A 23,295-nucleotide genomic window follows, 5' to 3' on the forward strand; every position below is an offset into this window, starting at 1 on the left:
CGATTCGAGATATGAACCGCCTGGCCAACTCACAGTCGCCGTACCTGCTTCAGCACGCCGCCAATCCGGTGGACTGGTGGCCGTGGGGGCAGGCGGCGTTCGACGAGGCGAAACGGCGCGGCGTACCCGTTCTATTGTCGGTTGGTTACTCCGCGTGTCACTGGTGCCATGTCATGGCCCATGAGTCGTTCGAGGACCAGGCGACCGCCGACTACCTCAACGCCCACTTCGTCTCCGTGAAGGTCGACCGCGAGGAGCGGCCGGACGTCGACGCGGTCTACATGGAGGCGGTGCAGGCCGCGACCGGCCAGGGCGGCTGGCCCATGACGGTCTTCCTGACCCCCGAGGCCCGGCCCTTCTACTTCGGCACCTATTTCCCGCCCCGGCCCCGGCCCGGTATGCCGTCCTTCCGGCAGGTGCTGGAGGGAGTGCGGGCCGCCTGGGCGGACCGCCACGACGAGGTCCAGGACGTCGCCGGGCGGATCGTCCAGGACCTGGCCCAGCGCACCGGCATCGCCCTGGGCTCCGACGCGCCCCAGCCGCCCGACGCGGAGGGGCTGCACGCCGCGCTCATGACCCTGACCCGTGAATTCGACGCCGTGCGCGGCGGTTTCGGCGGCGCGCCGAAGTTCCCGCCGTCCATGGCGCTGGAGTTCCTGCTGCGCCACCACGCCCGCACCGGCTCCGAGGGCGCGCTCCAGATGGTGTCGGCCACCTGCGAGGCGATGGCCCGCGGCGGGATCTACGACCAGCTCGGCGGCGGTTTCGCCCGCTATTCCGTCGACGCCACCTGGACCGTGCCGCACTTCGAGAAGATGCTGTACGACAACGCGCTGCTGTGCCGGGCCTACGCCCATCTGTGGCGGGCCACCGGCTCGGACCTCGCGCGCCGTGTCGCCCTGGAGACGGCGGACTTCATGGTCCGCGAGCTGCGCACCGCACAGGGCGGCTTCGCCTCCGCGCTGGACGCCGACAGCGACGACGGCACCGGCCGGCACGTGGAGGGCGCGTACTACGTGTGGACGCCCGAGCAGCTGCGCGAGGTGCTGGGGGAGGCCGACGCGGAGTTCGCCGCCGGGTATTTCGGGGTGACCGTGGAGGGCACGTTCGAGCGGGGCGCCTCCGTGCTCCAGCTGCCCGACGGGGAGCGGCTCGCGGACGCCGCCAAGGTCGCCTCCGTGCGGGAGCGGCTGCTGGCCGCCCGGGAGCGGCGGGCCCGCCCCGGCCGCGACGACAAGATCGTCGCCGCGTGGAACGGGCTGGCCGTCGCGGCCCTCGCCGAGACCGGTGCCTACTTCGACCGCCCCGACCTCGTGGACGCCGCGACCGAGGCCGCCGAGCTGCTGGTGCGCATCCACATGGACCCGCGCGGCCGGCTGGCCCGCACCTCGCTCGACGGCACCGCGGGCGGCCACGCGGGGGTGCTCGAGGACTACGGGGACGTGGCCGAGGGCTTCCTCGCCCTGTCCGCCGTCACCGGCGACGGTGCGTGGGTGGACTTCGCCGGGCTGCTCCTGGACACCGTGCTGAACCGGTTCACCGCCGAGGACGGCACGCTGTTCGACACCGCCGATGACGCCGAGGCGCTCATCCGCCGCCCCCAGGACCCCACGGACAACGCCGCGCCGTCCGGCTGGACGGCCGCCGCCGGGGCCCTGCTGTCCTACGCCGCCATCGCCGGCAGCACCCGCCACCGCGAGGCCGCCGAGCGCGCCCTCGTCGTGGTGCGGGCCCTCGGCCCCCGGGTGCCGCGCTTCATCGGCTGGGGCCTGGCGGTGGCCGAGGCCCGGCTCGACGGACCGCGTGAGGTGGCCGTGGTCGGCCCCGGCGACGACCCGGCGACCCGCGCCCTGCACCGCGCCGCGCTCCTGGCCACCGCCCCCGGGGCGGTCGTCGCGGTCGGCGAACCCGGCTCCGGCGAGGTCCCGCTGCTCCAGGACCGCCCCCTGCTGGAGGGCCGCCCGGCCGCGTACGTCTGCCGCGGCTTCACCTGCGACGCGCCCACGGCCGATGTCGAGGCGCTGACAGCCGCGCTCGGCGGCTGACCGGGGTCTGACCAGGGGCCGGGGAGGCGGGCGCCCGGGGCGCCCGCCCCCGGGTCGGGGCCCGGGACCGTCCCGGAGTGTCCGGGGCACAGCGCGCGGACGGCCGCGGCGGTGCCCCGGGTGGGCAGCGTCGTGGCGGCCTCGGGCGCTGCATGCGGTGAGGACACCGGGCCGGGTGCTGCGGCGGGCGCTGGCCCGGGGCCGCCGCCCAGACGGCTCCGGGGCACCCGGGTCTCCGGTGCGGCTCCGGGACGGGATGGCGGCCGCCCGGTGGTTCCGGGTGGCCCGCGGGTGGCCTTCGGGCCAGGCTCCGGGTGGACCAGTGCAAGGCCGGAGACAGCGCCGTGCCCTGTCCCGAAGTCACGCCCACACCGGGTCGGCTCCGGGGCCGCCCGGTGGTTCCGGGTGGCCCGGGGTGGCCTTCGGGCCAGGCTCCGGGCAGATCAGCGGCAGGCCGGGGGCGGCGCCGAGACCGGCACCGAAGCCACACCCGAGTCGGCTCCGGCGTAGCCAGAAGTGGCTTCGGACCAGCGGAAGTGGCACCGGGTCGACCCCTGGCCGGTGGCCGGCCCGGGAGATGGCGGGCTCATCCGCTCATCGGGCGGCGGATCAGAGCGGTACGCCGCGGGAGAGCAGGTCGAGTGCGCGGTCGATGGCCGCCGCCATGTCGTGGGCGCTCGGTGCGCTCTCCTTGGGGCGGTGGTCCAGGCAGTGGAAAATCGCTTCCCGCAGGGCGCCGAGGGTGGCTCCCACCGCGACCCGCACCGCGAAGTCGTCCGGGGCCCGGCCGCTGCGCTCGGCCAGCGCCTCGCCCAGCAGTGCCCCGTTGTCGGCCGGGCCCCCGCTCATCCGAGCGCGCAGCGCCGGGACCTGCCGTACGAGGACCAGCCGCGCCAGCAGCTCCTCGCGTTCCGCTCCCGCCGAGGGGCCCAGCAGCCCCACGGCGGCGTGGCGCAGGGAGGCGGCCGGGGGTTCGTCCGGCGGGCGCTCGCGGATCGCCTCCGCCATGAGCGCGTCGTACTCGTCGGTGAGGACGATGTCCTCCTTGGCGGGGAAGTAGCGGGAGACGGTGCTGGGCGAGACGTCGGCGGCCGCCGCGATCCGGTCCACCGGAGTGGCCTCGTACCCCTGCTCCGCGAAGAGCCGGAGGGCGGCGCGCCGGATCGCCCGCCGGGTCTTGATCTTCTTCCGTTCGCGCAGTCCGGGCTCCGGCGCGTGCTTCGGCTTGCGCTCGTCCCTGTGCTCCGGCGCGCGCTCGGGCTTGCGCTCCGGCGCGCGCTCGGGCTGGGACGTGGTGGTGGCCTTGGGCATCAGGCGTGCTGGTAGGCCACCAAGGAGATGCCGACGTAGTGCACGACGAAGGCGGCCAGCGTGAAGCTGTGGAACACCTCGTGGAAGCCGAACCAGCGGGGTGAGGGGTTGGGGCGCTTGGTGCCGTAGACCACCGCGCCCACGCTGTAGAGCAGCCCGCCGACGATGATCAGCGTCATCACGGCGATGCCGCCGGTGCGCAGGAAGTCGGGCAGGAAGAAGATGGCCGCCCAGCCCAACGCGATGTAGCACGGCGTGTACAGCCAGCGCGGGGCGCCGACCCAGAAGACCCGGAAGGCGATTCCGGCGAGTGCCCCGGCCCATACCAGCCACAGCAGCAGCTGCTTCTTGCCGTGTGGCAGGAGCAGCAGCGTGAAGGGCGTATAGGTGCCCGCGATGATCAGGAAGATATTGGCGTGGTCCAGCCGCCGCAGCACCGCGGTGGCGCGCGGCCCCCAATTGCCGCGGTGGTACAGCGCGCTGGTGCCGAACAGCGCGCATGCGGTGAGGGTGTAGACGGCGCAGGCCAGCCGCCCGCGCGGACTGTCGGCGAGGGCTGTCAGCACCACGCCGGAGACCAGGGCCGCGGGAAACATGCCGGCGTGCAGCCAGCCGCGCAGCATCGGCTTCAGGGGGAGCGGTGGGGCCGCTTGCGGCCCTGGGGGGTTCTCAACAGCGGCGTCGGGGGCGGCGGCAGTCATGGCGTCATGCTACCTACACCACCGTAAGTCACCGGTCAATACGAGTGGTGATGGTCACCAAGGCGCCCACTGGACAGATGGCCCACACCGTCGGATGATCAAATGAGCGCGGTCGGCACCGGATGAGCTGAGCATCCGGGTCGCAGCCCCCAAGGGGTAGCTGTCTCCATAAACGGATATGAGTGCACATATCCGTCCAAACCCTCAATCGATGACGCCGGAGCTTGTGCGGTTCCGGCGGGATGGAGCGATCGTGGCGCCCAGCAATGTGGCTTCCTCCCTCACCACCCCGAGCCCCACGAACCACCAGGAGCTCGTCTCCTGGGTCGGCGAGATCGCCGCCCTCACCCAGCCCGATGAAGTGGTGTGGTGCGATGGCTCGGAGGCGGAGTACGACCGCCTGTGCGCGGAGCTTGTCGAGAAGGGCACCTTCAAACGCCTTGACCCGATCAAGCGCCCCAACTCGTACTACGCCGCATCCGATCCGAGCGATGTGGCGCGCGTCGAGGACCGCACCTTCATATGCTCCGAGCAGGAGGCGGACGCGGGCCCGACCAACCACTGGAAGGACCCCGGTGAGATGCGCGAGATCTTCTCCGGGGAACAGGGGCTCTTCCGCGGGTCGATGCGCGGCCGGACCATGTACGTGGTGCCCTTCTGCATGGGCCCGCTCGGTTCGCCGCTGTCCGCGCTCGGCGTGGAGATCACCGACTCCGCGTACGTCGCCGTGTCGATGCGCACGATGACCCGCATGGGCAGCGCCGTGCTCGAAGAGCTCGGGACGGACGGCGACTTCGTCAAGGCCGTCCACACCCTCGGCGCCCCGCTGGAGCCGGGCCAGGCCGACGTTCCCTGGCCGTGCAACTCGACCAAGTACATCTCGCACTTCCCGGAGGCGCGGGAGATCTGGTCGTACGGCTCCGGCTACGGCGGCAACGCCCTGCTCGGCAAGAAGTGCTACGCCCTGCGCATCGCGTCCGTGATGGCGCGCGACGAGGGCTGGCTCGCCGAGCACATGCTGATCCTCAAGCTCACCCCGCCGCGCGGCGAGGCCAAGTACGTGGCGGCGGCGTTCCCGAGCGCCTGCGGCAAGACCAACCTCGCGATGCTGGAGCCGACCATCCCCGGCTGGACGGTCGAGACGATCGGCGACGACATCGCGTGGATGCGGTTCGGCGAGGACGGCAGGCTGTACGCGATCAACCCCGAGGCGGGCTTCTTCGGCGTCGCGCCCGGCACCGGTGAGCACACCAACGCCAACGCGATGAAGACCCTGTGGGGGAACTCGGTCTTCACCAACGTCGCGCTCACCGACGACGGCGATGTGTGGTGGGAGGGCATGACCGAGGAGCCGCCCGCCCATCTGACCGACTGGAAGGGCAACGACTGGACCCCGGCGAGCGAGACGCCCGCGGCCCACCCCAACGCCCGCTTCACCGTGCCGGCCGGCCAGTGCCCGATCATCGCGCCCGAGTGGGAGGACCCCAAGGGCGTGCCGATCTCGGCGATCCTCTTCGGTGGCCGCCGGGCCAGCGCCGTTCCGCTGGTCACCGAGTCCTTCGACTGGCAGCACGGGGTCTTCCTCGGCGCCAACGTGGCGAGCGAGAAGACCGCCGCGGCCGAGGGCAAGGTCGGCGAGCTGCGCCGCGACCCGTTCGCCATGCTGCCGTTCTGCGGCTACAACATGGGCGACTACATGGGCCACTGGGTGGAGGTCGGCAAGAAGGCCGACGCCGCCAAGCTGCCGAAGATCTACTACGTCAACTGGTTCCGCAAGGACGCCGACGGGCGGTTCGTGTGGCCGGGCTTCGGCGAGAACAGCCGGGTGCTGAAGTGGATCGTCGACCGCCTGGACGGCAAGGCCGACGGCGTGGAGACCCCGATCGGCGTGCTGCCGACGCGCGAGGCGCTGGACACCGACGGTCTGGACCTCGACGACGCCTCGCTCGACCTGCTGCTCACGGTCGACAAGGACGTCTGGCGCGAGGAGGCCGGGCTGGTCCCCGACCACCTGAGCACCTTCGGTGAGCACACGCCCAAGGAGATGTGGGACGAGTACCACGCGCTGGTGGAGCGCCTGGGCTGAGCCGGAACGGCCCGTGCCGTGGTCCGGGGCCCGCGCTCAGGCGCGGGCCCCGGACCTGTGCGGACGCGTTCGGGCGCGCGGGCCCGGATCTGTGCGGGTCTGTTCGGACGTGCGGGCCCCGGACCCGCTCAGGCCGCGAGTCCCAGTGCCGTCGCATGCGCCGCCAGGCGCTCGGCGGCCAGATCGGCCCCCGCCGCGTCCTCCCGTGACGTGGCCACGACCAGCGCCCAGCCGGCCAGGGTGTGGGCGCGCTGGTGGAGGGCGGCGATCCGGGTCGGATCGGCGCTGGTCACCGAGGGGGCGGCCCGGAACGGGGCGTGGCCGTCGCGGAGCCGTGCGACCTGATCGGTGAGCCGCTGCGCGGCGTCGTCGAGACCGGAGTCCGGAGCGAGGGCGCGCAGCTCATCGGTCACGGTCAGCAGCGCGGTCAGATGTCCGGCGAGCCGGATCTGCAGCTCTTCCTCGCGGGAGCGGTGCGGAAGGTCGGGCTCGGGCGCGGCCATGGTGTGGACCGACTTGGTGCGGATCGGCTCGTACATGGATGGCCTCCAAAGCAGTCTCAGGAGACCATCCTAACTTAGACGCTGTCTAAAGTTGAGCTGTAGCTAAAAGACTAGGAAGATCAGGGCTGGCCGTATCCGTCCAGGAAGTTCCCGATTCTGGTCACCGCGTCGGCCAGGTCCTTCTTGGCGGGCAGGGTGACGATGCGGAAGTGGTCCGGCTCCGGCCAGTTGAACCCCGTACCGTGCACGATCATGATCTTCTCGGCCCGCAGCAGGTCCAGGACCATCTGCCGGTCGTCCTTGATCTTGTAGACCTTGGGGTCGAGCTTGGGGAAGGCGTACAGCGCGCCCTTGGGCTTCACGCAGGTCACGCCCGGGATCTGGGTCAGCAGGTCGTACGCCGTGTCGCGCTGCTCCAGCAGCCGGCCGCCGGGGAGCACCAGGTCCTTGATCGACTGACGGCCGCCGAGCGCCGCGGCCACCGCGTGCTGGGCCGGCATGTTGGCGCACAGCCGCATATTGGCCAGGATCGTCAGCCCCTCCAGATAGCTGGCCGCGTGCGCCTTGGGGCCGCAGACCGCCAGCCAGCCGCTGCGGTAGCCCGCCACCCGGTACGCCTTGGACAGCCCGTTGAAGGTGAGCGTCAGCAGATCGGGGGCGACGACGGCGGTCGGGGTGTGGGTGGCCCCGTCGTAGAGGATCTTGTCGTAGATCTCGTCCGAGCAGACGATCAGCTGATGGCGGCGGGCGATGTCGGTGAGGCCGCGCAGCGTCTCCTCGCCATAGACGGCGCCCGTGGGGTTGTTGGGGTTGATGATGACGAGCGCCTTGGTGCGGTCGGTGACCTTGCGCTCGATGTCGGCGAGGTCCGGCAGCCAGTCCGACTGCTCGTCGCAGCGGTAGTGGACGGCGGTGCCGCCGGCGAGTGAGACCGCGGCGGTCCACAGCGGATAGTCGGGGGCGGGGACGAGGACCTCGTCACCGTCGTCGAGCAGCCCCTGCATCGCCATCTGGATCAGCTCGGAGACGCCGTTGCCGAGGAAGACGTCCTCGACGTCGAGGTCGATGCCCTGGGTCTGGTAGTGCTGCATCACCGCGCGCCGCGCGGACAGCAGACCCTTGGCGTCGCCGTAGCCGTGGGCGTCGCCGAGGTTGCGGAGCATGTCCTCGAGGATCTCCGGCGGGCACTCGAAGCCGAAAGTGGCCGGATTTCCGGTGTTCAGCTTGAGGATGCGGTGTCCTGCCGCCTCCAGCCGCATCGCCTCCTCGAGCACCGGGCCACGGATTTCGTAGCAGACGTTGGCGAGCTTCGTGGACTGGATCACCTGCATGTCGGCCACCTTACGGTGGTGTATCGGAAGCCGCTCGGTGTTTTTCGCCACGTGGACGGTGTACGGGAGCGCCGGGCGGCGGGCCGCGCGCCCCCGCGCGCCGCCCTGAGCGTTCGGTCTCCCGCCACCCCGGTCGGCTGGTACGGCCCCGGTCAGCCCGTGTGCCGACGCACCGCGCGCCCCGCCAGAGCGGCTGTCCTCCGCCCGTCCTCGATGACGAAGCGGCCGTCGATCAGGACGTGCGGAATCCCCGCCGGCAGGGTGCGGGGGGAGTCGAACGTCGAGCCCGCGGCGACCGTGTCCGGGTCGAAGAGGACCAGGTCGGCGCGGTAGCCCTCGCGGATCTCGCCGCGGTCGGGGAGGCGGAGCCGGGCCGCGGGGCGGGCGGTGAGGTGGGCCACGCACTCCTCCAGGGAGAGGACGCCCAGCTCGCGGACGTAGCGGCCCAGGTAGTGGGGGAAGGTGCCGTACGCCCGGGGGTGGGGCTTGGCGCCGTGCAGGATGCCGTCGCTGCCGCCGGTGTGGACCGGGTGCTGCATGATGGCCTGGACGTTCTCCTCGTGCCCGACGTGCTGAAGGATCGTCGAGCCGAGGTGGTCCTCCAGGAGGAGACGGCGCGCGGTGACCCAGGGGGCCTCGCCCCGCTCACGGGCGCTCGCGGCGACGGTCTTGCCGACGTAGCCGCTCAGGGCCGGGGTGCTCACCCCGGAGATCTCGATGGTGTCCCACTCCATCGGCACCCCGTGGCAGCCGTCCGCGCCCTCCTCCTCCATGACCCGCCGGATCCGCTCGGCCGTCGCCTCGTCCCGCAGCCGCGCGAGGGTCGCCTCGGGACCGCCTTCGGCCGCCCAGCTCGGCAGCATCGCGGCGAGCGTGGTGCAGCCGGGGAGATAGGGATAGGTGTCGAGCGTGATGTCGGCGCCCTGGGCGAGCGCGGCGTCCAGGAGGGCGAGCAGCTCGGGGGCGCGGCCCTTGTTGAGGCCGAAGTTCATGGTGGCGTGGGCGAGATGCAGGGCGCAGCCCGCCTCGCGGGTGAGCGCCACCATCTCCTCGTACGCGCGCAGGGCGCCCGCGCCGTAGGAGCGGTGGTGCGGGCAGTAGTAGCCGTCGTACGCGGCCACGACCCGGCACAGCTCGGTGAGTTCGGCGTCGGAGGCGTACATCCCCGGGGTGTAGGTGAGGCCGGAGGAGAGGCCGACGGCCCCCTGTTCCAGCCCCTCGGCCACCAGCCGCTTCATCGTCTCCAGCTCGGCGGGGGTGGCGTCGCGGTCCGCCCAGCCGACCGCGAGCATCCGTACGGTGCCCTGGGGAACGAGGTACGCGGCGTTGACCGCGATGCCCTGGCCGTCGAAGCCGTGGTCGAGACGGTCCAGGAACTCGCCGACGGTGCGCCAGGTGAAGTCGATGTCCGAGCCGTCGCCGTTCCAGCCGGTGATGGCGGTACGGATCTGGGCGAGGGTGCGGTCGTCGACGGGGGCGTAGGACAGACCGTCCTGGCCGATGACCTCGAGGGTGACGCCCTGGGCGGCCTTCGCGGAGTGGTCGGGATCGCGGAGCAGCGCGAGGTCGCTGTGCGCGTGCATGTCGATGAAACCGGGCGAGAGGACGAGGCCGTCCGCGTCCAGGACGCGCCGGCCTACTGGGCGCGGCCCGCCCCCCTCCGGCACGATGCCGACGATCCGCCCGCCGTCCTCGCCGACGTCCACGCCGACGTCCGCCCGGTAGCGGGCTCGGCCGGTGCCGTCGACGACCTGCGCACCGCGGATGACCAGGTCCATGTGGGTACGTCCTTCTGTTTCTGTACGTGTCGGTCCGCGCAACGCGCCTTGGGCGCGCTGTTTCAGAAGAAGGTGCGGATGTAGTCCGTGACCGTGCCGTCCGCCTCCGCCACCGGAATCAGCTGCCACTTGTCGAAGCTGGTGCACGGATGCGAGAGCCCCAGGCCCACCCAGTCGCCGACCTCCAGCTCCGTGCCGTCCGCGACGGTGACCCAGGCGTGCTGGTCGGAGAGGGCCGTGATGGTCAGGCCCGTGGCGGGGCGGGTTGAGCCGTCGCGGGCGGAGCGGATGAGCTGGGGTGCGGGCAGGTCGAGGTCGTACGCCGCGTCCCGCTTGCCCGCGTTGAGGAACGCCTGGCCGGGTTCGGGGCGGGAGACGACCTGGGCCCACAGGCGGAAGGCCGGGTGCAGCTCGCCCTCCTCCGGGACGCGGTTGAACGGGGTGATGTGCCGGTAGTGACCGTCGTCGTGGGAGACGTACGCCCCCGAGCGCAGCAGCTTGCAAACCGGCCGGGACAGCGTGGGCAGCTCCGCGAAGACGTCCGCCACCGCGTCGAACCACGCGCTGCCGCCCGCGCTCACCACGATCTCGTCCTGCGCGCCCAGCCCCGCGAAGCGGCCCGCCGCGTCGAAATCGGCGGCCAGCGCGGTGAGCCGGCGCAGCCATGCCCGTACCCGCTCGCCGTCCGCCCCCGGCACCTCGCCCTCGTAGCCGGCGACGCCGACCAGCCGCAGGGTCCCGGTGGCCGCGACCGCGTCGGCGACCGCCGCGCACTCCGCCTCCGTACGGACCCCCGTGCGCGCGCCCTCGCCCGCGCCCAGCTCGACCACCACGTCGACCGGCCGCCGCGCCCCCGCCTCCCGCAGCGCCGTGTCCATCAGCTCGACGCCGCGCACCGAGTCGACGTAGGCGATGAAGCGGAAACCGGGGTCGGCGTCGAGTTCGGCCGCGAGCCAGCGCAGGGCGGCGGCGTCGACGACCTCGTTGGCGAGGAAGATCCGCTGGATGCCGAAGGCCCGGTAGATCCGCACCTGGGTGGGGACGGCCGCGGTGATGCCCCAGGCCCCGTGATCGAGCTGGCGTTCGAAGAGCTGGGGGGCCAGGGAGGTCTTGCCGTGCGGGGCGAAGGCGAGCCCATGGGCGGCGGAGTAGCGCTCCATCGCGAGCAGATTGTGCTCCAGGGCCTCGGCCGACAGCGCCAGGACGGGTGTGGTGAAGCCGCCGGTGAACAGGGAGCGCCGCTCGGCGGCGAGTTCGCCGACCGTGCGTCCCTCGGCGTCCGGCGGCAGTCCCTTGAAGCGGTGGTCGACGCGCTCCCGTGCGAGGGCGGCGACGGCCGGGGCGCTGTGGTCGGTGGCCATGGAGGCGCCTCCATACGATTCCGTGTTGCAATATCTGCAACGCTCATTGCGTATAACGCTTAGCGCTGTCTAACATCCCGCCCAGCACCGGGTCAACGGTGCGTGGTTCACCCCCAGCCGTTCGTCCCCGAGGAGCGAGACCGACCGTGCCCCCTCTCCCCAGCGTCGAGGCAGTCGAGGCCGTCGATGTCGTCTGTCTGGGCGAGTCGATGGTGACCTTCCTGCCGTCCCGTGCGGGCCGGCTGGCGGACGTCCCCTCCTTCGCCCGGGGCATCGGCGGTGCCGAGTCCAATGTCGCCTGCGGACTCGCCCGCGCCGGGCACCGCGCGCGCTGGATCAGCCGGGTGGGCGCGGACGGCTTCGGCGAGCACCTCGTGCGGGAGATCGCGGCCACCGGCGTGGACACGGCATACGTCCAGCGCGATCCGTACCGTCCCACCGGCATCTACTTCCGTACGGCGGGCGAGCGCGCCGTCGGCTCCGAACCGGTGGAGCCGGTGGAGCCGGTGGACGGGGACGGCCCCGCGGAACCGCTCGCCGAGGTGCTCTACTACCGGGCCGGATCGGCCGCCGCGGCCATGTCCCCGGCGCTCATCCCCCGGGAGTGGGCATGGTCCGGCCGGGTGCTCCACCTGACCGGTATCACCCCGGCCCTCTCCGGCGACTGCCGCGCGCTGATGCGCGAGCTGACCACCCGCGCCCCCGGCCGCCCCCTCGTCTCCTTCGACCTCAACTACCGGGTCTCGCTGTGGCGGACCGCGGACGCCGGCGCGAGTGAGAACAAGACGGTGAGTGGGACTGTGAGTGGGCCCGCGACCGCGACCGCGACCGGGGCCGGGGCCGGGACCGGGGCCGGGCCCGCCACCGCGACCGCGACCGGGGCCGCCACCGCGACCGGGGCCGGGCCTGCGACCGGGCCCGCCACCGGGCCCGAGGCCGGGAGTAGGCCCGAGACCGCGACCGCGACCGGGGCCGGGAGTAGGCCCGCGACCGCGACCGGGGCCGGGCTTGCGACGGGGCCCGCGACCGAGAACGCCGGCGGACTCGCGGCTGCGGATCTCGGCGCCGAGCAGGCCCCCGCCGTCCTGCTCGGCCTCGCCCGCGGCTGCGACCTCGTCTTCGTCGGCGAGGACGAGGCCGAGGCGGTCTGGGGAGTGCGCGGCCCCGAGGCGATCCGGGCCGCGCTGCCCGAACCGCACACCCTGGTCGTCAAGCAGGGCAGCGCCGGGGCCACCGCCTACGCCCGCCGCCCGGACGGCACCGACGCCGTGACCTTCGAACCCGCCCCGCGTGTCGACGTCGTCGTCCCCGTCGGCGCGGGCGACGCCTTCGCCGCCGGCTTCCTCTCCGGCACCCTGCGCGGGCTGCCCGTCGCCGAACGGCTGCGCCACGGCCACCTCATGGCCGCCGCCGTCCTCACCGTCCCCGGCGACCTGGGCACTCCGCCGTCCCGTGAGCACGCCGACCGCCTGGTGGCACTCGATGCCACGGAGTGGGGCACACTGCGATTCGGCCCCGGCTGGACGGATCTGCCGAGTCCCGCCGAAAAGTGGGCCGAGACCGCAGCGGTGGAGGTATCCGACCCATGAGCCAGACCGTCGACCGAGCGCTGAGCATCCTGCCGTTGCTGGCGGAGGGGCCGGCCAACCTGGAGCAGGTCGCCACCCGGCTGGGGGTGCACAAGTCGACCGCGCTGCGGCTGCTGCGCACCCTGCACGAGCACGGCATGGTCTACCGCCAGCGGGACCAGCGCTACCGCCTCGGCGCCCGGCTCTTCGCGCTCGCGCAGGAGGCGGTGGAGAACCTCGACGTACGCGAGATCGCCCACCCCTATCTGGTGGCGCTCAACGAACGCTGCGGACACACCGTCCATCTCGCGGTGTACGAGGAGAACGAGGTGCTCTACATCGACAAGGTGGAGAGCCGCTATCCGGTGCGGATGTACTCGCGGATCGGCAAGCCCGTCGCCATCACCGTCGCCGCGGTGGCCAAGCTGCTGCTGGCCGATCTGCCCGAGCCCGAGCGCCGGGCGCTGGCCGAACGGCTCACCTACCCCGCGTACACGCCCCGTTCGACGCCGAACGCCGAGGCGTTCCTCAAGGAGCTGGCGACCGTACGCGAACAGGGCTGGGCCACCGACCTGGGCGGCCACGAGGAGTCGATCAACTGCGTCGGGGCGCCGATCCGGGGTGCGGACGGACGGGTCGTGGCCGCCTGCTCGGTGTCGGCGCCGAACGTCGTCATCAGCGCCGAGGAACTCCTCGCCCTGCTGCCGCTGGTGCGCCGCACGGCGGAGGAGATCAGCCGGGAATACTCGGGCGACGCCCCGGTGTCCCACGCACCGCACGGCGCGATCACGGCGCCGGGCACCCCCACACCGCACGACCCATCGCACGGAACACCCGAGAAGAGAGCCGAGGAAACCTCCTCATGAGCGAGAAGCTCCAGAAGACCGCGATCACCCCGGCCACGCACACCACGCCGCCCGCCAAGTTCTCCCACGGCGTGAAGAAGGGGAACATCCTCCAGGTCGCCGGTCAGGTCGGCTTCGGCCCCGCGGTCCCGGGCCAGGCCCCCGCCCCCGTCGGGCCGACCCTGCGCGAGCAGACCCTGCAGACCCTGCGCAATGTGCAGGCCGTGCTGGAGGAGGGCGGCGCGAGCTGGGAGGACGCGGTGATGGTGCGCGTCTACCTCACCGACACCGGCCACTTCGCCGAGTTCAACGAGATCTACAACGAGTTCTTCGCCGATCTCAAGGAGGCCCCGGCCGCCCGTACGACGGTCTACGTCGGCCTTCCCGCCGGTCTGCTCGTCGAGATCGACGCCCTCGCCGTCCTGGGCTGACCCCGGAGCACCCGACATCCCGGGGCGGGCGGGAGCGTCCCCCGCCCGCCCCGGCCGCCCTCCCCGACGCGTCGGAAAGCACGAACCCTGATCACCCCTACCCAAGCTCCACCAGCGCGCGGCCCTCCGCCGTGCGGCGCTACCCCCTACCCACATTCCGGAGTCCCCCATGCTGTTCGCGGCCACCTCCGTCACCTCCGCCGCCGAGACGCCACCCCACACCGGTGGTCTGCTCGCGCTCATCCCCGGCACCGCCGGTCTGCTGACCGTCGCCGCCCTCGGTATCGCCCTTCTGCTCTACCTGATCATCAAGGTCCGGCTCCAGCCCTTCGTGGCGCTGCTCGGCGTCTCCATCGCGGTCGGTCTGGCCGCGGGGCTGTCGGTCACCGAACTCTTCGGCACGGTGCAGAAGTCCGACGCCGTCTCGCTCATCGAATCCGGGATGGGCGGCATCCTCGGCCATATCGCCATCATCATCGGCCTGGGCACGATGCTCGGCGCGATCCTGGAGGTCTCCGGCGGCGCGGAGGCGCTCAGCGCCCGGCTGCTCGGCATCTTCGGAGAGAAGCGGGCGCCGCTCGCGATGGGGCTGACCGGCCTGATCTTCGGCATACCCGTCTTCTTCGACGTCGGCATCTTCGTCCTCGCGCCGATCGTCTACGCGGCCGCCAAGCGCAGCGGCAAGTCGATCCTGCTCTACGCGATGCCGCTGCTGGCCGGCCTGTCCATGACCCACGCCTTCCTGCCGCCGCACCCCGGCCCGGTGGCCGCGGCCGGACTGCTCCACGTCGACCTGGGCTGGGTCATCCTGATGGGCATCGTCGTGGGCATCCCGTCGGTGCTGGCCGCGTGGGGCTACGCCGCCTGGATCGGCAAGCGCGTCTTCGTCCCCGTACCGCAGGACATGGTCGAGGCGGCCGAGGAGTCCAGGGAGGCGGTCGCGGCCCAGCAGCGCGCCTCCGGCGCCACCCCGGCCGAGCGGCCGGTCTCGGTGGCCACGGTCCTCACCATCATCGGCACCCCGCTCGTCCTCATCCTCTGCGCGACCTTCTCCTCCATCGCGCTGGACCCGAGCACCGGCCGCTCGGTCATCGAGTTCTTCGGCCACCCCTTCGTGGCGCTGACGATCGCCCTGCTCCTCGCCTACTACCTGCTGGGCATCCGGCGCGGCTGGTCCCGCAAGTCCCTGGAGACCGTCTCCACCGCCTCCCTCAAGCCCGTCGGCAACATCCTCCTGGTCGTCGGCGCGGGCGGGGTCTTCGGCGCGGTCCTCAAGGGCAGCGGGGTCGCCCAGGCCCTCGCCGACGCCTTCGACAGCGCGGGCCTGCCGGTCATCGTGCTGGCCTGGCTGATCTCGGTGGTGCTCCGGGTCGCCCAGGGCTCGGCGACGGTCGCGATCGTCACGACGGCGGGCATCGTCACCCCGCTGCTCGCCGACGGCCACTACTCCCAGGCCCATCTGGCCCTGGTCATCATGGCCATCTCGGCGGGCTCGATCTTCGCCTCGCACGTCAACGACGGCGGCTTCTGGATGGTGGCCAAGTACTTCGGCATCTCCGAGAGCGACACGCTGAAGTCCTGGACGGTCCTGGAGACGGTGCTGTCGGTGGCCGGGTTCGTGGTGGCGGGGCTGCTGAGCGTCGTCATCTAGTACGTCGGGCCAGCACGTCAGGCCAGTACGTCGGAACAGCACGTCAGGCCAGTACGTCGGGCCGGAACTAGTACGTCGGGCCGGATCGCGGGTCCGTGGCATCTGCCGCGGACCCGCGCCGTGTTCAGGCGCGGTACTGCGCCTCCTCGCCGAGCGAGCGGTCCGCCACGGCGACGTCACGCAGGCCACGTCTCTTTATGTTCTCCATACATTCAACTCATCACCCCCGTGAGCAGCACGATCACTTCCTAGGGTCCCTGAAGCACGTGAAGGAAGGGACCCATGGAAGAACTCCGCGCAATCCGGGCTCGCGGTATCACGAAGAGCTTCGGTGATGTCGTCGCCCTGGACGGCATCGACCTCGATGTGACGCAGGGGCAGATCCACGGCCTGGTCGGACCGAACGGCGCCGGAAAGACGACGTTGCTCGGCCTTCTGCTGGGGCTCGCGGTGGCCGACAGCGGTCGCCTGGAGGTCCTGGGTACACCGGTCGAGCGGGTGCTCGACGCTCCCGACGGTGTCGCCGGCTTCGTGGACGGCCCCGCTCTCTACCCCTCGCTCACCCCACGGCAGAACCTCGCCGCGCTGGCCGCGCTCCGCGGCCACGACGCGCGCACGGCGGGGATCGACGACGTACTCGCCGAGGTCGGTCTCACCGACGTCGCCGACGACCGTACCCGCGGCTTCTCCCTCGGCATGCGCCAGCGGCTCGGGCTCGCCGCCGCCCTGCTGACCAGGCCCCGGCTGCTCGTGCTCGACGAACCGTCCAACGGCCTCGACCCCGCGGGCAAGCGGCACGTACACGGTGTCCTGGGCCGGCTCGCGGCCGGCGGAACCGCCGTCGTGCTCTCCAGCCACAACATGGACGACCTCGCGGCGCTGTGCTCCGGGGTGACCATCCTCGCCGCCGGACGCGTCGTCTTCTCCGGCCCGCTGTCCGAGCTGGCCACCGAGAACCGTGAACTCGACTACCGGCTGCTCACCTCCGACCGGCAGGCCGCCCGCCGGCTGGCGGACGACGCGCCGGGGATCGAGGTCGTCGACGACGCCGGGGTACGGCAGGACGCCGAACCGCTCGTCGTACGCGCCCTGGTGCCCGCTCTCGACCACCTCGTGGCGCGGCTCGTGGAGAAGGGCGTCGCGCTGCGCGAGCTCACCCCCGTGGTGTCGCCGCTCGAAGCCGCGTTTCTCGCCCTCACCGAGCAGCAGGAGGCGGACGGATGACCGCGACCCTCACCCGGAGCCGGGAACAGGAAGACGAGCAGGTGACCGAGGGCCGTCGCGTCCCCGTCACCCGCGCCTGTCGCTTCGAGCTCGTCAAGCTCCTCTCCCAGTGGCGGATCCGGCTGCTGGTCCTCGCCTGCTGGATCGCCCCCGCCCTCTTCGTCACCGGGGTGAGCCGGCAGAGCACGCTTCCCGTCGACACCCTCTTCGGACGCTGGATGCTCGCCTCCGGGTGGGCCGGGCCGCTGGTGATGCTCGGTTTCGCCGGGACCTGGGCGCTTCCGCTGCTGACCTCGGTCGTGGCCGGTGACGTGTTCGCCTCCGAGGACCGGCTCGGCACCTGGCGCCATCTGCTCGTGGCGGTCCGCTCGCCTCGGCGGATCTTCGTGGCGAAGGCGGTGGCCAGCCTCACCGTCCTGCTGCTGCTCGTGGCCGGGCTCGCGGTCTCCAGCACCGTCGGCGGCCTCCTCGTGGTCGGTAACCAGCCGCTGGTCGGTCTCGACGGCCATCTCCTGGCACCGTCGGACGCCGCCGTCTCGGTCCTGCTCTCCTGGGTCTGCGTCCTCGCTCCGACCCTGGCGCTCGCCGCACTCGGCTTCCTCGGGTCGGTCACGCTGGGACGGTCCCCGATGGGGCTGCTGGTGCCCGTGCTGGTCTCGCTCGCGATGGCGGTCGCTCAGATGCTGCCGCTTCCGGTGGCCGTACGCGTCGCCCTGCCGAGCTACGCCTTCATCTCCTGGAACGGTCTGTTCACCGACCCCCGGCAACTCGGCCCGCTGCTGATCGGCGTCGTTGTCAGCCTGGTGTGGGCCGTGGTCGCGACGGCGCTGGCCTATGTGCTCTTCCTGCGGCGCGACTTCACCAACCCGGCCCACGACGGTTCGGGCCGCCGCGCGCTCACCGTTGGAGTCCTGCCGCTGGTCGGGGTGGCCGCCGCGTCGTTCGCGGTCGTCGCCGCGACGACCTCGGCGACGGGCTCCGGGATCGAGCAGGACAAGGTGGAGCGCTCGCTCGCCACGGCGTTCGCGCACCTGTACCGCATGCAGACCGACCAGCTCAACCGGCCCGCCGTCACCGAGGACCAGTTGAAGGCCACGGCCTCGTGCGGCAAGGGAAGCACCAGGGTCGCGGCGGAAGGTCCGGGCAACGACTGGCGCTGCGTCGTGACCTGGCACCTTCCCGGCGTCGAGGCCCCGGGACAGGCCATCTACCAACTCGACGTCACTCCGGACGGGCGGTTCATGGCGGATGGCGATGGACCGAAGGAAGTGAACGGCTACTTCCTGGTGCGGACCCCCGACGGGGACGCACCGAACCCGCTGTGGCAGTTCGACGGCAACGTCGAGCTGCTCGACACCACCCCGAAGGGATAACACCCCATGCAGGTAACTCGTCGCCGCAAGCTCGCCGAGGAAGCCCGGATCAGCCTTCTCGGCAGACGCATCGGGCGCCGGATACCGCTGTTGACGGCGGGCACCACCGCCGTCGCCCTCGTGGCCACCGGTACGGCGCTCGCGCAGACCCACCAGTTCGGCACGGACCAGGTCGGTCAGGTCACCGAGAACGGCCAGGTCGTCTCCAGCAACCAGTACATCGCCCCGTACGGCGACCGTCTCGTCATCGACCAGGGCAAGATCATGTCGTCCACGGTCAGCCCGGACGGCACGCACATGGCCGCCTCGGTCACCGACGGTGGCGCGGCCCTGGCCATCGTGGACCTGAAGAACTGGAAGACGCAAGCGCTCGTCAGCAACGCCGCATCGTCGAACCCCCGCATCAGCAGCAACAACGTGGGCCAGGAAGGCCCGACGTACTCGCCCGACGGCAAGCAGCTGTGGCTGGGCCAGCCGGACGGCTACACCGTGTTCACCGTGAACGCGGACGGCGGCGTCTCCAGCCCGCGGACCGTCGGCATCCCGGCGCAGGGCTCCAAGCACGCCCTGGTGGGCGCGGCCGTGTTCTCGGCCGACGGCAAGACCGTGTACTCCGCGGTCAACGGCCAGAACCGGGTCGTCGCCATCGACGCCGCGACCGGGACCATCCAGCGGAGCTGGAACGTGGGCAACGCCCCGCGCGGCATGGTCGTCGTCGGGAAGAAGCTCTACGTGAGCAACGAGGGCGGTCGCCCGGCCAAGCCCGGCGAGCCCACGATCAACTCGTACGGCACGCAGGTCCTCGCCGACCAGAAGACCGCCGCCACCACCAGCGGCACGGTCAGCGTCATTGACCTGGCGCACCAGGACGCCGCGGTCGCCGGCATCGAGGTCGGTCTGCACCCGACCGCCGTGTACGCCAAGAACGGCGTGGTGTTCGTCACCAACACCGCCGACAACAACGTGTCGGTCATCGACACGGCGAAGGACAAGGTCGTCCAGACCATCTCCACCCAGCCCTGGGCCAAGGCCCGGGTGGGCTACGAGCCCACCGCGGTGACCCTCACCGACGACGGTCATCTGCTGGTGACCCTCGGCCGCGCCAACGCGGTGGCCGTCTACAAGTACACCTCCGCGCAGGAGCCGGTCGGTTACGTCGGGCTGCTCCCCACGGACTACTTCCCCTCGGAGATCACCACCTCCGGCAACCAGGTGTACGTCTCCAACACCCGCGGCGTCGACGCCCGCCGTAAGGCCACCGGCGCGCACCGCACCCACGACACGACGTCCAGCCTCCAGAAGTTCACGCTGCCCGACGACAGTGTGATCAAGTCCTACACCGGCAAGGTCTTCCAGCAGAACGGCTGGAACGGGGAGTCGCTCAAGAAGTCCGACGGCACCCCGGCCAAGCCGGTGCCGGTCCCGGTCAAGCTCGGCGACCCCTCGACGATCAAGCACGTCTTCCTGCTCGTCAAGGAGAACCGGACCTACGACCAGGTCTTCGGTGACATGCCGCAGGGCAACGGCGACCCGTCGCTGACCGAGTTCGGCGAGAACGTCACGCCGAACCAGCACGCCCTGGCCCGGCAGTTCGGCCTGTACGACAACACGTACGACATCGGCACGAACTCCGCCGAGGGTCACAACTGGCTGATGCAGGCCGACAACCCGGAGTACACCGAGTCCTCGGCCGGTGAGTACGCCCGCAGCTACGACACCGAGGACGACGCCCTCGGCCACCAGAAGACCGGCTTCATCTGGACCGGCGCGCAGGCGGCCGGCAAGTCCGTCCGGAACTTCGGTGAGTTCCAGCAGTTCCTGACCAAGCCGTCGGACGCCAGCTGGCAGAACCTGTACTGCGACAGCAAGAACATGGCGGCGACCGGTCAGGACACCGCCTACCCGCTGAACTCGACCTCGCCGATCCCATCGCTCAACGACGTGTCGGTGCCCGGCTACCCGAAGTTCGACACCAGCGTCCCGGACGTCTACCGGGCCCAGATCTGGAAGAAGGACTTCGAGAAGAACGGTCCGGCGAACCTGAACATGTTCTGGCTCTCCAGCGACCACACCGGTGGCCCAGTGAGCGCCGCCTCCCAGGTCGCGGACAACGACCTCGCCGTGGGCCAGATCGTCGACGAGATCTCGCACAGCAAGTACTGGAAGGACTCGGCGATCTTCGTCGTCGAGGACGACTCCCAGGCGGGTCTCGACCACGTCGACGGCCACCGCGCCCCGGTCCAGATCATCAGCCCCTGGGCCAAGCACGGCGTGGTGGACAGCCACTACTACTCGCAGATCAACATGATGCGAACCATCGAGCAGATCCTCGGCATCCAGCCGATGAACCAGAAGGACACCGCGGCCACCCCGATGGCCCAGGCGTTCACCCAGAAGCCGGACTTCACCCCGTTCAAGGCGCTGCCCAACCGGACCTCGCTGACCGCCGGTGTGAAGACCCCGCCGTCCTGCGGCCTGGACACCCCCGCGGCCCAGAGCACGAAGGCGGCGGCCGTGCCGTCGCCCTCGGTGCCGGCGGACATGAAGGACGTCGCCGCCCAGTGGGACCAGTGGAAGTCGAAGCAGCGCCTGACCGGCCCCCACGCCGTCCCGGACTACGCTCCCCCCGCCCAGATGAACCACTTCACGTGGTACGAGACCCACAACTGGGCGAAGCCGTACCCGGGTGAGAAGAAGATCTACGCTCCTCAGGACGTGCCCGGCGCCTACATCCCGTCGGCGGAGAACGACGGCTGACGCAGGCTCACGTAGCAGACGGCCCCTGACCGGCGTCATCGCCGGTCAGGGGCCGTGATTTTCGGATCAGGTGCTGGGGAACTCCCCGCACTTGACGGCGGAGACGAACGCCGACCACGCGGACGGCTCGAATACGAGCGCCGGGCCGTCGGGGTTTTTGCTGTCGCGGACGGGTATGTCGGCGTGGCCACGGGCTACTTCGAGGCAGTCGCCGTTGCTGCCTCCGCTGTAGCTGGACTTGAACCACCCCGTGAGTGCGGAGGCATTGCGGGTGGTGCGCTTACTGCTGACCATGTTCGTGTTCCTCTGCTATGGCCCTGATCAGGGCCAGGGATTCCTGGCGCGTCGCCGCCTCGCTGAGAGCAAGAGAGTAGGCCGACTGGCACGCACGTACCAGGGACGGATCGTCCATCAGGTGTCCGACTCGAAACCCTTCGACGTAGGCGACTGGCGCGGCGTCCTCGAAGGTCATGAGGGTCATCATGCTCTCCATGAGCGCATGCGCCCCTGCTGCGAAGGGCAGCACGTGCAGGCGTAGCCGACGCGCCTCGGCCAAGTCGGCGATCCTGCGCAGTTGCTCCGCCATCACCTGCGGGCCGCCGACAAGGCGCCGTAGCACCGCCTCGTCCAGCAGCGTCCACACCACGGGCTTCAACGGATCATCGAGGATTCGGGCACGGGCCATGCGGTTTACAACACGCTCGTCAAGGTCAGCCCGATGATTGGGGCTGTACGCCTCGAAGACTGCGCGAGCGTACGCCTCCGTCTGCAGCAGACCAGGGACGAGGGAGATGCTGTACTGCTGGATCTCCGTGGCGTGCGGCTCCAGCTCGGCTACGACCGCGAAGTGGTCGGCATACTTCGACTCCAAGTCCTCCAGCCACCGCACGAAGAACCCGTCCGTCCCCAGCGCCTGATCGATCCGCGCCGCGTCATCCGGCTTCGGCAACCGGCGCCCCGCCTCGAAGTGGCTGATCAGCGTGGGGGAGCACACCACCCGCTCACTCAGTGCCTCTTGCGTCAGCTCGGCCGCTATGCGGCGCAGCCTCAGCTCCTCCCCGTACTTCTCCCTGGGGGTGCGTGGCCTTCGGTCCCTCGTCATGGGCTGACCTCCCGAGTTGAAGGGTGCGTTGTCAGGCTCGCCCTCCTGGCAGCGTAGCCAGAACACCCTCCACTCTGTGAGGAAAGCGCCACACAGCGTGAAGAAACGCAGGACCCTCGCGACCGGGGTGCACCGGCCCGAGGGCGTGGCCCACCAGCGACATGGAGCTGATGAACATGAAGGAACCTAGCGGGTGGCTGTTCGCATGGGGGAGTGCACTTTTCGCCTTACGGCCGTCCGGATGAGCGCGACGACCGGGCTGCGCCTGCTGCCGTGGACGGACCCCGAGGGCAAGCCGTGTTACCTGTCGTCGGACGACGGGAACAGCCCGCTGAACCAACGCGCGGACGCGGTCGAGGCCGTGCAGGTGTCCATGGGGACGAAACTCCTCCAGCACGCCCGGCCACTGCTGGACGACCCCAAGGCAGACGCGCGCGAACTGCGCTTCCTCGCGGACCGGCTGTACGAGGCGCTCCGCGATGTGCTGCGGGTGGCCGAAAGCAGGGGCGCCCGCCTGCCTTCGTACGACGAAGGCGACGGCCCGGACGTGAGTACGTCGCCTGGCGGCGCTGCGGGGTCGTCGTGACCGACTGGCGGATTGGTCCCGTTCCGGGCCGGGGCCTGCGCAGGGTGAACGGTGGGGAACTCGCGTTGCCGCTCCAGATCAGCAGGGGCGGGCGGCATCAAGCGATCGCCGAGCTGGAGCTGACCCCCGCGGAGGCGGAGTCGCTGCACGCGGCCCTGTGCTACGCGCTCGGCGGGCAGCCGCTTCCTCTCGACGCGCCCGAGTGCCGTCAGCCTGTCCGCTACCCGGGCGGCCGACAGCGTTACTGAAAAACCGCCCGCCTGCCCATCGCCCCCGCCGCCCCGAGACGGCGGGGGCATGCGGCCCCAGCGGCTCCGGAAGCGTGACGCGCGTCCGCTTCCGGAGCTGTCCCACGGTCGCCTGTCCAGGCGGCGGCCGAGGCTGCCGGTCGACCTCCACCCGAAGAAGGGATCCACCGCAGGCTGGCCGCACGGTAGAACCCTGATGCAGCGGAAACTGAGAAGACCGCGACAAGAGGCTCGATGGCGAGGAGCGACCTTGACCTGCGACCACCATGGCTGGTCGGCTTGGAGTTCGAGGAGTCGGACTCGGGGGTTGCTTTCGTGGTCAGGTTGGTTGTGGGTGCGCTGCTGTGGGGCAACAGCGGTGGAGCGGGTACGACGGGTCCCGGCAGCCCTGCGG

The 23,295-nt window shown here is 71.2% G+C and carries 19 protein-coding genes; 11 read left to right on the forward strand and 8 right to left on the reverse strand.

The annotated features are described in order from the left end of the window. Nucleotides 1-11 precede the first annotated feature (11 nt). Nucleotides 12-2,045, forward strand: coding sequence for a thioredoxin domain-containing protein (locus PS467_RS26090; RefSeq protein ID WP_311037281.1), 2,034 nt, complete (start codon nucleotides 12-14; stop codon nucleotides 2,043-2,045). A gap of 609 nt (nucleotides 2,046-2,654) precedes the next feature. On the opposite strand, the gene PS467_RS26095 is transcribed toward PS467_RS26090, so the two are convergent. After that, complete coding sequence (locus PS467_RS26095; RefSeq protein WP_311037282.1) at nucleotides 2,655-3,356, reverse strand: TetR family transcriptional regulator; 702 nt, start codon at nucleotides 3,354-3,356, stop codon at nucleotides 2,655-2,657. Next, on the reverse strand, nucleotides 3,356-4,057 hold the full coding sequence (gene trhA, locus PS467_RS26100) for a PAQR family membrane homeostasis protein TrhA (RefSeq protein WP_311037283.1): 702 nt from the start codon (nucleotides 4,055-4,057) through the stop codon (nucleotides 3,356-3,358). The genes PS467_RS26095 and trhA overlap by 1 nt, the downstream gene beginning before the upstream one ends. Before the next feature lie 253 nt (nucleotides 4,058-4,310). Between trhA and PS467_RS26105 the strand changes: the two genes are divergently transcribed. After that, nucleotides 4,311-6,143 carry a phosphoenolpyruvate carboxykinase (GTP) gene (locus PS467_RS26105; protein ID WP_311039961.1) on the forward strand — a complete coding sequence of 611 codons (1,833 nt, stop codon included), beginning with the start codon at nucleotides 4,311-4,313 and terminating at the stop codon, nucleotides 6,141-6,143. Between the two features lie 128 nt (nucleotides 6,144-6,271). Here the strand turns inward: PS467_RS26105 and PS467_RS26110 are convergent, their stop codons facing one another. The 4 genes from PS467_RS26110 to PS467_RS26125 all read right to left on the reverse strand — a co-directional run bounded on the left by PS467_RS26110 (nucleotide 6,272) and on the right by PS467_RS26125 (nucleotide 11,116). Beyond that, nucleotides 6,272-6,682: an SCO4983 family protein gene (locus tag PS467_RS26110; protein WP_268974126.1), complete on the reverse strand. Its 411-nt coding sequence runs from the start codon at nucleotides 6,680-6,682 to the stop codon at nucleotides 6,272-6,274. Between the two features lie 83 nt (nucleotides 6,683-6,765). Then, nucleotides 6,766-7,977, reverse strand: a complete 1,212-nt coding sequence (locus PS467_RS26115) for a pyridoxal phosphate-dependent aminotransferase (RefSeq protein WP_268974127.1) — start codon at nucleotides 7,975-7,977, stop codon at nucleotides 6,766-6,768. A gap of 152 nt (nucleotides 7,978-8,129) precedes the next feature. Next, complete coding sequence (locus PS467_RS26120; protein ID WP_311037284.1) at nucleotides 8,130-9,755, reverse strand: N-acyl-D-amino-acid deacylase family protein; 1,626 nt, start codon at nucleotides 9,753-9,755, stop codon at nucleotides 8,130-8,132. 62 nt (nucleotides 9,756-9,817) lie between these two features. Then, a complete protein-coding gene (locus PS467_RS26125; protein ID WP_311037285.1) occupies nucleotides 9,818-11,116 on the reverse strand; it encodes an amino acid deaminase in 1,299 nt (432 codons plus the stop codon). 146 nt (nucleotides 11,117-11,262) lie between these two features. On the opposite strand from PS467_RS26125, the gene PS467_RS26130 reads away from it, so the two are divergent. The 7 genes from PS467_RS26130 (at nucleotide 11,263) to PS467_RS26160 (ending at nucleotide 20,965) form a co-directional block, all read left to right on the forward strand. After that, the gene (locus PS467_RS26130; RefSeq protein ID WP_311037286.1) at nucleotides 11,263-12,705 is read left to right on the forward strand and encodes a sugar kinase; all 1,443 of its coding nucleotides are present in this window, start codon (nucleotides 11,263-11,265) and stop codon (nucleotides 12,703-12,705) included. After that, nucleotides 12,702-13,550, forward strand: coding sequence for an IclR family transcriptional regulator (locus PS467_RS26135; protein WP_311037287.1), 849 nt, complete (start codon nucleotides 12,702-12,704; stop codon nucleotides 13,548-13,550). The genes PS467_RS26130 and PS467_RS26135 overlap by 4 nt, the downstream gene beginning before the upstream one ends. Then, a complete protein-coding gene (locus tag PS467_RS26140) occupies nucleotides 13,547-13,960 on the forward strand; it encodes a RidA family protein (RefSeq protein WP_311037288.1) in 414 nt (137 codons plus the stop codon). The genes PS467_RS26135 and PS467_RS26140 overlap by 4 nt, the downstream gene beginning before the upstream one ends. Nucleotides 13,961-14,129: 169 nt before the next feature. Then, on the forward strand, nucleotides 14,130-15,611 hold the full coding sequence (locus tag PS467_RS26145) for a GntP family permease (protein ID WP_311037289.1): 1,482 nt from the start codon (nucleotides 14,130-14,132) through the stop codon (nucleotides 15,609-15,611). A gap of 282 nt (nucleotides 15,612-15,893) precedes the next feature. Then, nucleotides 15,894-16,835, forward strand: coding sequence for an ABC transporter ATP-binding protein (locus tag PS467_RS26150; RefSeq protein ID WP_311037290.1), 942 nt, complete (start codon nucleotides 15,894-15,896; stop codon nucleotides 16,833-16,835). Next, nucleotides 16,832-18,208, forward strand: coding sequence for an ABC transporter permease (locus tag PS467_RS26155; protein WP_311037291.1), 1,377 nt, complete (start codon nucleotides 16,832-16,834; stop codon nucleotides 18,206-18,208). Before PS467_RS26150 ends, PS467_RS26155 begins: the two co-directional genes overlap by 4 nt. A 6-nt stretch (nucleotides 18,209-18,214) precedes the next feature. Next, nucleotides 18,215-20,965 carry a bifunctional YncE/alkaline phosphatase family protein gene (locus PS467_RS26160; RefSeq protein ID WP_311037292.1) on the forward strand — a complete coding sequence of 917 codons (2,751 nt, stop codon included), beginning with the start codon at nucleotides 18,215-18,217 and terminating at the stop codon, nucleotides 20,963-20,965. A 66-nt stretch (nucleotides 20,966-21,031) separates the two neighbouring features. Here PS467_RS26160 and PS467_RS26165 read toward each other — a convergent pair whose 3' ends face one another. Then, on the reverse strand, nucleotides 21,032-21,259 hold the full coding sequence (locus PS467_RS26165; RefSeq protein WP_311037293.1) for a DUF397 domain-containing protein: 228 nt from the start codon (nucleotides 21,257-21,259) through the stop codon (nucleotides 21,032-21,034). Beyond that, the gene (locus PS467_RS26170) at nucleotides 21,246-22,067 is read right to left on the reverse strand and encodes a helix-turn-helix domain-containing protein (RefSeq protein WP_311037294.1); all 822 of its coding nucleotides are present in this window, start codon (nucleotides 22,065-22,067) and stop codon (nucleotides 21,246-21,248) included. The genes PS467_RS26165 and PS467_RS26170 overlap by 14 nt, the downstream gene beginning before the upstream one ends. Nucleotides 22,068-22,308: 241 nt before the next feature. On the opposite strand from PS467_RS26170, the gene PS467_RS26175 reads away from it, so the two are divergent. Together PS467_RS26175 and PS467_RS26180 are read left to right on the forward strand one after the other, a co-directional pair. Continuing rightward, on the forward strand, nucleotides 22,309-22,653 hold the full coding sequence (locus PS467_RS26175; RefSeq protein ID WP_311037295.1) for a hypothetical protein: 345 nt from the start codon (nucleotides 22,309-22,311) through the stop codon (nucleotides 22,651-22,653). Between the two features lie 44 nt (nucleotides 22,654-22,697). Beyond that, nucleotides 22,698-22,901: a hypothetical protein gene (locus tag PS467_RS26180; protein ID WP_311037296.1), complete on the forward strand. Its 204-nt coding sequence runs from the start codon at nucleotides 22,698-22,700 to the stop codon at nucleotides 22,899-22,901. Nucleotides 22,902-23,295 lie beyond the last annotated feature (394 nt).

The organism is Streptomyces luomodiensis (assembly GCF_031679605.1).
Lineage (GTDB): Bacteria > Actinomycetota > Actinomycetes > Streptomycetales > Streptomycetaceae > Streptomyces > Streptomyces luomodiensis.